General features: G+C 67.2%; 9 protein-coding genes. All 9 read left to right on the forward strand.

The annotated features are described in order from the left end of the window. Positions 1-58: 58 nt before the first annotated feature. Positions 59-1255 (forward strand): UDP-galactopyranose mutase, encoded by a 1197-nt coding sequence (gene glf / locus QK444_RS22165; protein ID WP_282783277.1) that lies wholly within the window; start codon positions 59-61, stop codon positions 1253-1255. Continuing rightward, a complete protein-coding gene (locus QK444_RS22170) occupies positions 1252-3246 on the forward strand; it encodes a glycosyltransferase (RefSeq protein ID WP_282783278.1) in 1995 nt (664 codons plus the stop codon). The genes glf and QK444_RS22170 overlap by 4 nt, the downstream gene beginning before the upstream one ends. Positions 3247-3323: 77 nt before the next feature. After that, positions 3324-3878, forward strand: coding sequence for a phosphatase PAP2 family protein (locus QK444_RS22175; protein WP_063821421.1), 555 nt, complete (start codon positions 3324-3326; stop codon positions 3876-3878). A 26-nt stretch (positions 3879-3904) separates the two neighbouring features. After that, the gene (locus QK444_RS22180; protein WP_282783280.1) at positions 3905-4852 is read left to right on the forward strand and encodes a decaprenyl-phosphate phosphoribosyltransferase; all 948 of its coding nucleotides are present in this window, start codon (positions 3905-3907) and stop codon (positions 4850-4852) included. A 52-nt stretch (positions 4853-4904) separates the two neighbouring features. Continuing rightward, entirely contained in the window at positions 4905-6854 is a 1950-nt protein-coding gene (gene zomB / locus QK444_RS22185; protein ID WP_282783290.1) for a flagellar motor control protein ZomB, read from the forward strand. A gap of 444 nt (positions 6855-7298) precedes the next feature. Then, positions 7299-8363 carry an alpha/beta hydrolase family protein gene (locus QK444_RS22190; RefSeq protein WP_282783282.1) on the forward strand — a complete coding sequence of 355 codons (1065 nt, stop codon included), beginning with the start codon at positions 7299-7301 and terminating at the stop codon, positions 8361-8363. A 255-nt stretch (positions 8364-8618) separates the two neighbouring features. Continuing rightward, positions 8619-9659, forward strand: coding sequence for an alpha/beta hydrolase family protein (locus QK444_RS22195; RefSeq protein ID WP_282783283.1), 1041 nt, complete (start codon positions 8619-8621; stop codon positions 9657-9659). Positions 9660-9812: 153 nt separating this feature from the next. Beyond that, positions 9813-10805 carry an alpha/beta hydrolase family protein gene (locus QK444_RS22200; protein WP_282783285.1) on the forward strand — a complete coding sequence of 331 codons (993 nt, stop codon included), beginning with the start codon at positions 9813-9815 and terminating at the stop codon, positions 10803-10805. Positions 10806-11057: 252 nt separating this feature from the next. Next, the coding region (locus QK444_RS22205; protein ID WP_282783287.1) for an alpha/beta hydrolase family protein at positions 11058-12057 on the forward strand (1000 nt) is incomplete at its 3' end.

Consider the following 12057-nt stretch of genomic DNA (forward strand, 5'->3'; position numbering starts at 1 on the left):
GGACGGAGTGCTCGGCTCCACCCGGCTACCGCGCGCACTTCCGATACGCTGGGCTCCCGTGACCGTCGCATCCCCCTTCGATCTCATCGTCGTCGGCTCCGGCTTCTTCGGGTTGACCATCGCAGAACGCACCGCCAACCTGCTCGGAAAGCGGGTGCTGGTGGTGGAACGCCGCTACCACCTCGGCGGCAACGCGTACTCGGAGGCGGACCCGGAAACCGGCATCGAAATCCACAAGTACGGCGCCCACCTCTTCCACACCTCCAACAAGCGGGTGTGGGATTACGTGAACCAGTTCACCGAGTTCACCGGATACCAGCATCGCGTCTTCGCCATGCACAAGGGCCAGGCGTACCAATTCCCCATGGGCCTCGGACTGCTGTCGCAGTTCTTCGGCCGCTATTTCACCCCGGACGAGGCGCGCAAGCTCATTGCCGAGCAGTCCGCCGAAATCGACACCAAGGACGCGGCCAACCTCGAGGAAAAGGCCATCTCCCTGATCGGCCGCCCGCTCTACGAGGCATTCATCCGCGATTACACCGCCAAGCAGTGGCAGACCGACCCCAAGGAACTGCCCGCGGGCAATATCACCCGCCTGCCGGTGCGCTACACCTTCGACAACCGCTACTTCAACGACACCTACGAGGGCCTGCCCAAGCACGGCTACACGGCGTGGCTGGCCAAGATGGCCGAATCCGATCTCATCGAAGTGCGCGTGGACACCGACTGGTTCGAGGTGCGCGACGAGATCCGCGCCCAGAACCCGGACGCCCCCGTCGTCTACACCGGCCCGCTGGACCGCTACTTCGACTACGCTGAAGGCGAACTCGGCTGGCGCACCATCGATTTCGAGACCGAGCACCTGGACACCGGTGACTTCCAGGGCACCTCGGTGATGAACTACAACGACGCGGACGTGCCCTACACCCGCATCATCGAGCCGCGCCACTTCCACCCCGAGCGCGACTACCCGGCCGACAAGACGGTCATCATGCGCGAATACTCGCGCTTCGCCCAGACCGGCGACGAACCGTACTATCCCATCAACACCCCGGACGACCGGGCCAAGCTGCTGGCCTACCGCGAGCGCGCCAAGGCCGAGACCGCCGCCGCCAAGGTGCTCTTCGGCGGCCGCCTGGGCACCTACCAGTACCTGGACATGCACATGGCCATCGGCAGCGCGCTCAACATGTTCGACAATGTGCTGCGCCCGCACCTGGAGTCCGGCGCGCCGCTGGTGGACACCGCCGAATGACCGCCCACGTGATGTTGGAAGAGATGACCACCGACACCCGCGCGATATCGCTGCTCCAGCGCATCATCCTGCCCCGGCCGGGTGAGCCCCTCGACGTGCGCAAGCTCTACCTCGAGGAGTCCGACACCAACGCCCGGCGCGCGCACGCGCCGACGCGCACCTCGCTGTCCATCGGCGCGGAATCCGAGGTGTCGTTCTGCACCTACTTCAATGCCGTGCCCGCCAGCTACTGGCGGCGCTGGTCGGTGCTGACGTCGATGGTGCTGCGCCTGGACCTCTCCGGCCACGGCCGCGTGGACGTCTACCGCTCCAAGGCGGACGGCTCCCGCATCCACGTGCGCGGCGACGAATTCAGTTCCAGTGGAACCGAATCCACCACCGTGGAGTTCGAGGTGGAGTTGGCCCCGTTCGAGGACGGCGGCTGGATCTGGTTCGACATCACTACCGACACCGCCGTGGACCTGCGCGGCGGCGGCTGGTACGCACCGGTCGAGGCCCCGGGGCAGGGCAGCATCGCCATCGGGATGCCCACCTTCAATCGGCCCGGCGACGCGGTGAAGACCATCGCGGCCCTCGGCTCCGATCCGCTGGTGCTGGAGAAGATCCGGGCCGTCATCATTCCTGACCAGGGCACCCGCAAGGTGGTGGACGAGCCCGGATTCGCCGAGGCCGCAACCGCTCTCGGCGACCGGCTGACCTTCCACGACCAGCCCAACCTGGGCGGCTCCGGCGGCTACAGCCGGGTCATGTACGAGGCGCTGAAGACCACCGACGCCGAGTACATCGTCTACATGGACGACGACATCGAGATCGAGCCGGACTGCATCCTGCGCGCACTGGCCTTCTCGCGCTTCGCCACATCGCCCATCCTCACCGGCGGGCAGATGCTCAACCTGCAGGAGCGCTCGCACCTGCACGTCATGGGCGAGGTGGTGGACCGCTCCATCTTCATGTGGACCGCGGCCCCCAATGTCGAATACGACCACGACTTCGCCAAGCATCCGCTGCGCGACCGCGACAACTCCAAACTGCTGCACCGCCGCATCGACGTGGACTTCAACGGCTGGTGGACCTGCGTCATCCCGCGCCAGGTGGCCGAGGAGATCGGGCAGCCGCTGCCGCTGTTCCTCAAGTGGGACGATGCCGAATACGGCCTGCGGGCCCGCCAGGCCGGATACCCGACCGTCACCCTCCCGGGTGCGGCGGTGTGGCATATGGCGTGGAGCGACAAGGACGACGCCATCGACTGGCAGGCGTACTTCCACCTGCGCAACCGCCTGGTGGTGGCCTCGCTGCACCTGCCGGGCGACGGTCGCCCCATGGTGGTCAACACCGTCAAGGCCACCCTGAAACACCTGCTGTGCCTGGAATATTCGACGGTCGCAATCCAGAACGAGGCGATCCGCGACTATCTGGCCGGTCCGGAGAAGCTGTTCGATCTGCTGCCGACGGCGCTGGGCAAGGTGCACGCCATCCGCAAGCGGTACCCGGACGCGGTGATCCTGCCGTCCTCCACCGAACTGCCGCTGGCCAGCCACGCCGATGTCGGCGCGGTCGGCGAACCGGCCAACCCGATCGCCAAGGTGGCCCGGCTCGGCAAGGGCGTGCTGCACAACTTCCGCAAGGCCAAGCCGCAGCATCACGAGACCCCGCAGTTGAACGTGCCCACCCTGGACGCCCGCTGGTTCCTGCTCTCGCAGGTCGACGGCGTCACCGTCACCACCGCCGACGGTCGCGGCGTGGTGTACCGCAAGCGTGATCCGCGCCTGGCCCTGGAGCTCCTCAAAGATGCCATGCGGTTGCGCAAGGAGCTGGCCGAGCGCTTCCCCGAGGTGCGCGAGCAGTATCGTCGCGCGCATCCGTGGTTGACCAGCAAGGCCGCATGGGAGAACGTCTTCGGCATCGATACCACGAAGAACGCTGGCACCACGAACAACGCTGGCACCGCGAACAACGCAGGGACCACGAAGAACTCAGGAGAGCGCCCGTGACCGCCGCCCCCCAGCCGCCCGGCCCCGACCGTGAGCTGCCCATCTCCGCCGTGGAGTCCGAGCGCGCCGGACTCGCGGTGGCCGAGCCGGACGGCTGCTGCGGCGGTGGCTGCTGCGATCAGCCGCAGCCGCCCGCCGAGGTCGCGATCATCAACGCGGTGCAGAGCCGGATCGGTACCCCGCAGGTGATCAGGGCGGCGCGCGGCATGTCGCATTTCGGCGAGCACGCGCTGGGCTGGATGGCCATCGGTGCGGCCGGTGCGCTGGTCGACCGGAAGCGCCGCCGCCAGTGGGCCGGGGTCGCCGTGGGCGCGTTCGGCTCGCACGCGGCCTCGGTGGTGATCAAGCGGATTGTGCGCCGCCCGCGGCCCAACGATCCGTCGGTGCAGGTCAACGTGTCGACCCCGAGCAAACTGAGCTTCCCGTCCTCGCACGCGACATCCACGACGGCGGCGGCTGTGTTGCTCGGCAGGCTCACCGGGCTACCCTTGCCTGCGGTGCTCGTCCCGCCGATGCTGCTCTCCCGGGTCGTCCTCGGAGTGCACTACCCATCCGACGTGCTCGCCGGTTCCGCGCTGGGCGCCGCATCAGCCGCCGCAGTGCTTGCCGCCGAAAAGAGACTCGCCAAGTGACGACACAGGAAAGAGCCGACGTTGATATGAGCGAAGAGCCGACCAGCACCGACCTGGCCGAGGCGGTCGTCAAGGGTCCGCCGAAGACCTTGGCCGGCGGTCTGATCAAGGCCGCGCGCCCGCGCCAGTGGGTGAAGAACGTGCTGGTCCTGGCCGCGCCGCTGGCCGCGGGCAAGACCGCCGCCGGTGATCTGGTGATCGGCGACTGGACGGTCATCTGGCACGTCGGCGTCGCGTTCGCGGTGTTCTGCCTCGCGGCCTCGGGCATCTACCTGGTCAACGACGCGCTGGACGTGGAGGCCGACCGGGCGCATCCGACCAAGCGCTACCGGCCGATCGCGGCCGGCGTGGTGCCGGTCAATCTGGCCTACGCGCTGTCGGCGGTGCTGCTCGTCGGCTCGATCCTGCTGTCGTTCGTGGCCTCCTGGAATCTGGCCGTGGTGATGGCCGTCTACATCGGCATCCAGCTGGCCTACTGCTTCGGCCTCAAGCATCAGGCCGTGCTCGACATCTGCATCGTCTCCTCCGGCTTCCTGCTGCGCGCGGTGGCCGGCGGCGCGGCGGCGAATATCGCGCTGTCGCAGTGGTTCCTGCTGATCATGGCGTTCGGTTCGCTGTTCATGGCGGCGGGCAAGCGCTACGCCGAACTGAAGATCGCGCTCGACACCGGAGCCAAGATCCGCAAGTCGCTGCAGTACTACACGCCGACCTACCTGCGTTTCGTATGGACCCTCGCCGCCACCGCCGTGGTCGTGTTCTACGGTCTGTGGGCGTTCGAACAGGGTCGTGCCAAGGACACCGAGTGGTTCGCCATCTCGATGATCCCGTTCACCGTCGCGATCATGCGGTACGCGGTAGACGTCGACGGCGGTGAAGCCGGTGAGCCCGAAGAGATCGCCCTGGGGGACAGGGTCCTCCAGTTCCTCGCAATCGCCTGGATCGGAGCGGTAGGTGTCGCTGTCTATCTCACCTGATGTGGTAGCGGGACAAGTGCGGGAAGAAGACGGGGACAACCCGACGCGGGCATTGCCGGTCGGGCGGTCTCGGCATGCCGATCCGTCGGCACGCCGCTTCACGCGACTATCCCGCGCCACATTCGCCGGTGGGATCGTGCTGGCCGCGACGCTGTTCGCGGTCGGCGGCTGGCAGCGGCGCTGGATCGCCGACGACGGCCTCATCGTGTTGCGGACCGTGCGCAACCTGCTCGCGGGCAACGGGCCCGTGTTCAATGCGGGCGAGCGCGTCGAGACCAATACGAGCACGGCCTGGACCTACATCGTCTGGTTCTTCAGCTGGCTCACCCAGATCCGGCTGGAGTACGTGGTGCTCGCGATCGCGCTGACGCTGTCGGTGGGCGCGATCGTGTTCGCCATGCTGGGCGCGGCCCGGCTGTGGGGCGGCGCCGGTTCCGTTCTGCTGCTGCCCGCGGGCGCGTTCGTCTACATCGCGGTGCCCCCGGCCCGCGACTACGCCACCTCCGGTTTGGAGTCCAGCCTGGTCATCTTCTGGCTGGCCTTGCTGTGGTGGTGGATGATCCGCTGGTCGCAGGCCGAGCGGGTGCGGCTGGCCAACTTCTACGGATTGGTGTTCACCGCCGGTCTGGCCCCGCTCATCCGGCCGGAGCTGACGTTGGTCGGCGCGCTGGCGCTGCTCATGATCTTCTGCGCGCCGCTGCCGGAGACCCGGCTGCGGCCCATCGTGTTCCGCGGCCTGATCGTCGCGGTCGCGGGCCTGGTGCCGGTGGGCTACCAGATCTGGCGCATGGGCTACTACGGCCTGCCCTACCCGAACACCGCGGTCGCCAAGGACGCGGGCGGGGCCAAATGGGGTCAGGGCTTCGTGTACCTGTGGAATCTGCTGGGGCCGTACTGGCTGTTGCTGCCGCTGGCGCTGCTGCTGATCCTCGGCGTGGTGGCGTGGCGGACCGTAGCGCCGTCGCGGTTCGCGCCCGTGGTCTCGGAGTCGGGCGCGGACTCGGGCTCGGCGACCGGCGTGCGCGCCCGCCTGCACCGCGTCAGCGTCCGGCTGCGCACCCCCGGCGCGGTGGTGGCGCTGGTGCTGGTGAGCGGAATCCTGCTCGCGCTGTACCAGATCCGGGTCGGCGGTGACTTCATGCACGGCCGGGTGCTGCTGCCCCAGCTGTTCCTGCTGCTGCTGCCGGTCATGGTGATCCCGGTGCGCGCGCCGCGGTGGAATCCGGCGGCGGAGTCGGCGCTGCGGCGGGTCGACTGGGCCTTCGTAACGATCGTGGCCGCCTGGATCGGCACCGTGGGCTGGGCGCTGTTCGCCTGCAACACCACCGCCATCAAGAGCGGTACCGTGATCGACTCGTCGGGCATCGTGGACGAGCGGGTCTACTACGTGCTCAACACCGGCCACGACCACCCGATCCGGGCCGAGGACTACCTCGACTATCCGCGTATGCGGGCGATGGTCAACGACATTGCCAACAGTCCCAACGGCGGCCTGCTGCTGAATTCGCCGTCGTTCATGTTCTGGTACATCGCGCCGCCGCCGCAGCCGATCCCCGAGGGCGGCGCCGGACATACCGTGTTCTTCCTGAATCTCGGCATGACCAGCATGAACGTTCCGCTCGACGTGCGGGTGATCGACCAGATGGGCCTGGCCTACCCGTTGGCCGCGCACACCGATCGGCTGGCCGACGGCCGCATCGGCCACGACAAGAACCTGTACCCGGACTGGGTGATCGTGGACGCCGGCATGGTGGACAAGAAGCCGTGGATGCCCTGGTACCTGGACGAGAAATGGGTGACCCAGGCCCGCACGGCGATGTCCTGCCCGGATACCGTCGCGCTGCTCATCTCGTCCCGGGAACCGCTCACCTTCGAGCGGTTCCGGCACAATCTCAAGCACGCCCTCGACTTCGCGTCCTACCGCATCGAGCGGGTGCCGAAGTACGAGATCCAGCGCTGCGGACTGGTGGATCCGACGCAGGAGCCGCCCGCGCCGCGCTAGCGGCGACGTGCCGCGCCCCCTTCGAGCGACGAAGGGGGCGCGTCGCGTTTCCGGCCGGACGATCGGCGATAGCCGAACTGAATGAGGAGGTTCGGCCTCCGCATCGACCCTCGGAACGACGGGCTCGATAAACGACAATTGTGTGATTCATCGCATCCCCATGGTCAGGGGCATGACCTCGGTAAGGTTCGGTAGACGGTCCACCGCCCGACCGCGTCCGTGTCGCCGCCCGCGACACGCGAACTTTCGGGCAAACCGTGCGTTGTCTCACCTTTATCTCGTTTTGGTAACGCTCCGTGACGCCGGGCGCGATACGCTCATCGAGATGAACGCCCGCCGCGGTCGCATGCCCGCATGCGCCGTGGCCGTTAGCGCAAGATGCCGCCGAGTTCTTTTCGGCAGGGAAAGGGTCCGGCGGCACAGACCGAAAGGCCGGACACACATATGCGAGGCGTGGATAGACGTCGGAGATCCCGCGGCTGGTTCAAGAAGTCTGTAGTGGGCGTGGCTCTGGCGATGTTGCTGCCGTTCGGGGTGTCGGTGGCAGGCGCGGGCACCGCCTCCGCCGCGTTCAACCCGGATGGGTTCGACTTCTGGGTCGACTCCAGCATGGGTCCCATCAAGTCGCGTGTCTTCCGCGCGGCCGACGGCAACACCAACCGTGTCGTGTACGCCCTGGACGGCATGCGCGCCCGCGAGGACCTGAACGGCTGGGAGATCGACACCGAGGTCGCCCGGTCCCTCACCGCCGCCAATATCAACGTGGTCATGCCGGTCGGCGGCCAGTCCAGCTTCTACGCCGACTGGAACGCGCCCAGCACCATCTTCGGCCTGCCCGCCGGTTCCTCCTCGGGGTCCTCGGGTTCGGCGTCGGGCTCCTCCTCGGGGTCGGGCGCGCTGCAGCTCGCCGCGGGCGGTCCGGGCAAGAGCTACACGTACAAGTGGGAAACGTTCATCACCCAGAACCTGCGCAACGCCCTGCGCGACCGCCTGGGCTTCAGTCCGTACCGCAATGGCGTGTTCGGTCTGTCCATGGGCGGTTCCGGCGCGCTGACCCTGGCCGCCTACCACCCGGACCAGTTCAGCTTCGCGGGTTCGTACTCCGGCTACCTGAACATCTCCGCGCCGGGCATGCGGGAGGCCATTCGCATCGCCATGGTCGACGCGGGCGGCTACAACGTGGACGCCATGGCTCCGCCGTGGGGGCCGCAGTGGCTGCGCATGGACCCGTTCGTCTTCGCGCCGCGCCTGGTCGGTAACAACACCCGCCTGTGGATCTCGGCAGCCAGCGGCCTGCCCAACGGCGACCCGGTCGCCTTCTCCACCCTGAACGGCATGGGCCTGGAGGCCCTGGCCCTGGCCAATACCCGCGCCTTCCAGGTGCGCATGGCCACCCTGGGCGCGAACAACGTGCACTACGACTTCCCGGCGTTCGGCATCCACAACTGGCGCAACTGGGAAGACCAGGTCAACCGCATGATCCCGGACCTGTCCGCCAATATCGGCTGAGTTCAGCCAGGTATTTCGAACGGCCCCGCATCGCATTCCGGCGATGACGGGGCCGTTTCGCATTCGGTCTCGTTCCAGACTCGCCGGGGGCGACACGCGGAACAACATCGGTCAGGCGTCCGATACTCGATTCGTATCGAAGATCAAGTGAGCGCGTCACAACGGCTCGAATGATCTGCACTGCTCGAAGAACTGCTCGAAAACGATGCCCGGGGTGGCCACCGCGGGTGACTGCTCGGACGGAGGACGAGGTCGATGCGTAGTACGAGGTTGCGGAAATCGGTATTGGGGATCGCGGCGGCGCTATTGCTGCCGCTGGGGATCTCCGTGCCGCTGGCGCCGCAGGCGGTCGCCGCCTTCGACCCGTCGGGCTTCGACTTCTGGGTGGACTCCCCGGCCATGGGTCCGATCAAATCCCGCATCTTCCGCGCGGCCGACGGCAATACCAACCGCGTCGTCTACGCCCTCGACGGCATGCGCGCCCCGGAAACGCTCAATGGCTGGGAGATCGAGACCAATGTCGCCCAGGTGTTGACCAGCTGGAATATCAATGTGGTGATGCCGGTGGGCGGCCAGTCCAGCTTCTACGCCGACTGGAACGCCCCCAGCAACTTCTTCGGGGTGCCGCCCGGCGCGGCGGGCTCGGTCAGCGGTTCGGGCGCGACCGAGGCGTTCATGGCCGGGCCGGGCAAGAGCTACCGGTACGAGTGGGAGACCTTCCTGACCAACCAGCTGCGCTGGGCGCTGCGCGACCGTCTCGGTTTCAATCCGTACCGCAACGGCGCGTTCGGCCTGTCCATGGGCGGTTCGGCGGCGCTGACGCTGGCCGCCTACCACCCGGACCAGTTCAGCTTCGCGGGCTCGTTCTCCGGCTACCTGAACATCTCCGCGCCCGGTATGCGGGAGGCCATCCGCGCCGCCATGATCGACGCGGGCGGCTACAACGTCGACTCCATGGCCCCGCCGTGGGGTCCGCAGTGGCTGCGCATGGACCCGTTCGTCTTCGCGCCCACCCTGATCGCCAACAACACCCGCTTGTGGATCGCGGCGGGCAGCGGCGTGCCCATGCAGCAGGATCTCCAGCAACCTTTCGGCGTGGCCGCCGATCGCGTGGTGCGCGGCGCGCCGCTGGAGGCGCTCGCGCTGGCGAACACCCGGGCGTTCCAGGTGCGCATGATGTCGCTGGGAGCGCAGAACGTGGTCTATTCATTCCCCAATGTGGGCCTGCACGCCTGGACGAATTGGCAGGACGAGGCGTATCGCATGATTCCGGACCTGTCGGCGAATATCGGCTGAAATCTTTCTCGTTCAGCCCCCTTGCGCACTATCACGATTCGGCAACCGGAGGTGTTTCGGCGGCGGTCGCGGCGGTCGCTGCGCCTTAGCTGAGCGGCAAGACGTGTGCGTTTCGGGTTGCGGTCAACGATGATCGGCGGAGGGCGAAGTGTGATGCGGTTCGGTCTTGGTTCCATACGTGCCAGTTCCATACGTGCCACGGTGGCGGCGGCGGTCGCCGCGCTGGCGGTCCCGCTGGCGGCGGCGGTGAGCGGGGTGGGTGCGCCCGCCTCGGCCGCCTTCAATCCGGCCGGCTTCGATTTCTGGGTCGATTCCAGCATGGGGCCGATCAAGTCGCGCATCTTCCGCGCGGCCGACGGCAATACCCAGCGGGTGGTGTACGCCCTCGACGGCCTGCGGGCCCGCAACGATCTGTCCGGCTGGGAGGTAGACACCGAGGTCTCGCGGGTGCTGACCGCGTGGAACATCAATGTGGTGATGCCGGTGGGCGGTCAGTCCAGCTTCTATTCCGACTGGGTGGCGCCCAGCAACACCAACGGCCAGCAGACCACCTACGCCTGGGAAACCTTCCTGACCCGGGACCTGCGCAATGCCCTCGCCGCCCGGCTGGGCTTCAACCCGCGCGGCAACGGGGTGTTCGGCCTGTCCATGGGCGGCAGCGCGGCGCTGGTGCTGGCGGCTTACCACCCGGATCAGTTCCGTTATGCCGCATCATATTCCGGTTATCTCAATATTTCCGCGCCGGGCATGAAGGAGGGGTTGCGGGCGGCCATGCTGGACGCGGGCGGCTACAACATCGACGCCATGTGGGGTCCGCCGTGGAGTGAATTGTGGCTGCGCAACGATCCGTTCGTTTTCGCGGAACGACTGCGCGCCAATGGAACCCGCCTGTGGATATCGTGTGGAAACGGACTGCCCGGTGCTCGGGATCAGGTGCGCCAGCCCATCGACGCCTACCACATCGGCAATGCCATGGGCCTGGAGACCGTCGCGCTGGCGAATACGCGGGCCTTCCAGGCGCGACTCGACAGCCTCGGTCCGCACAACGCCCACTTCGACTACACCTCGGACGGCATCCACAACTGGTTCTACTGGCAGGACCAGGTTCTGAAGATGCTGCCGGACCTGAGTGCGAACATCGGTTAGCCGTAACGTTTTTCCGTTTGCCGCGACAGTTGGTGCGAACCACGATAAGGTCACCGCACGATAACGGTCATCGAGTGGGCGGATTTCGGCCACGTGATTGGCTCGGTCTTGCTAAGGCAATCACGGTCGAATATCGTCCAGCGAGCGCAAGTGTGACCACATCGTGGTAGCGCCGTCGTTGGCATGGAGAGTCGGGATCCGTGCGAGCGGCCCGAGCGCACCGGCCACAACAGCAGAAAGAGAGCAGTATTCATGCGTTTCGGCAGGACCGCCGCGCGGGTGGAGTCGGGACGGCGGGGCGCGACCCGCGGTTGGAGCAAGCGGATGCTGGCCGCCGGAGCGGCCGCGCTGGCACTGCCGCTCGCCGCCGGTGTGGCGGCCCCGACGCTCGCCACCGCCGCACCCGTCCACGGACCGGTATTGCGCGCCCCGGCGGGCGGTTTCGAAGAACTGATGGTCCCGTCCAGCATGGGCCCGATCAAGGTCCAGGTGCAGTGGGCCAGCCAGGGCGGCAGCGCCGCGCTGTACCTCCTGGACGGTATGCGCGCCCGCGACGATCGCAATGCCTGGGCCAATGCCGACGAGGGCGGTGCGCCCCAGCTGTTCGCCAATGACAACGTCACCATCGTCATGCCGGTCGGCGGGCAGTCCAGCTTCTACACCGACTGGTACTCGCCGTCGAACACCAACGGCCAGAAGTACACCTACAAATGGGAGACCTTCCTGACCAAGGAGCTGCCGCAGTTCCTGGAGGGCTACGGCGTCTCCCGCACCAACAACGCCATCGCCGGTCTGTCCATGGGCGGTTCGGCCGCCCTCATGATGGCCGCCTACCATCGCGAGCAGTTCAAGCACGCCTCTTCGTTCTCGGGCTACCTGAACATCTCCGCGCCGGGCATGCGCGAGGCCATCCGCATCGCCATGCTGGACGCGGGCCGCTTCAACGTGGACTCGATGGCCGCGCCGTGGAGCCCGCAGTGGCTGCGCATGGACCCCTTCGTCTTCGCGCCGCAGCTGAAGAACCTGCCCATGTACATCTCGGCCGGTTCCGCGCTGCCGGGTCAGTACGACCGCCCGAATTCGGCCATCGGCGTGTTCAATACCGGTAATGCCGTGGTGCTCGAGGCGCTGTCGCTGGTGAACACCCGTGCGTTCCAGGCTCGCCTGGGTCAGCTGGGCATCGGCGCCCGCTACGACTTCCCGGCGACCGGTACCCACACCTGGCTGTACTGGCGCGATCAGCTGGCGAACG

It is taken from the genome of Nocardia sp. CC201C (assembly GCF_030010695.1).
In the GTDB taxonomy this organism is placed as follows: domain Bacteria; phylum Actinomycetota; class Actinomycetes; order Mycobacteriales; family Mycobacteriaceae; genus Nocardia; species Nocardia otitidiscaviarum.

What these genes read in the sequence shown, in the direction of transcription:
- QK444_RS22195 (WP_282783283.1), top strand. Translation starts at nt 8,619, where the DNA reads ATGCGTAGTACGAGGTTGCGGAAATCGGTATTGGGGATCGCGGCGGCG.
- QK444_RS22190 (WP_282783282.1), top strand. Translation starts at nt 7,299, where the DNA reads ATGCGAGGCGTGGATAGACGTCGGAGATCCCGCGGCTGGTTCAAGAAG.
- QK444_RS22170 (WP_282783278.1), top strand. Translation starts at nt 1,252, where the DNA reads ATGACCGCCCACGTGATGTTGGAAGAGATGACCACCGACACCCGCGCG.
- QK444_RS22180 (WP_282783280.1), top strand. Translation starts at nt 3,905, where the DNA reads ATGAGCGAAGAGCCGACCAGCACCGACCTGGCCGAGGCGGTCGTCAAG.
- QK444_RS22200 (WP_282783285.1), top strand. Translation starts at nt 9,813, where the DNA reads ATGCGGTTCGGTCTTGGTTCCATACGTGCCAGTTCCATACGTGCCACG.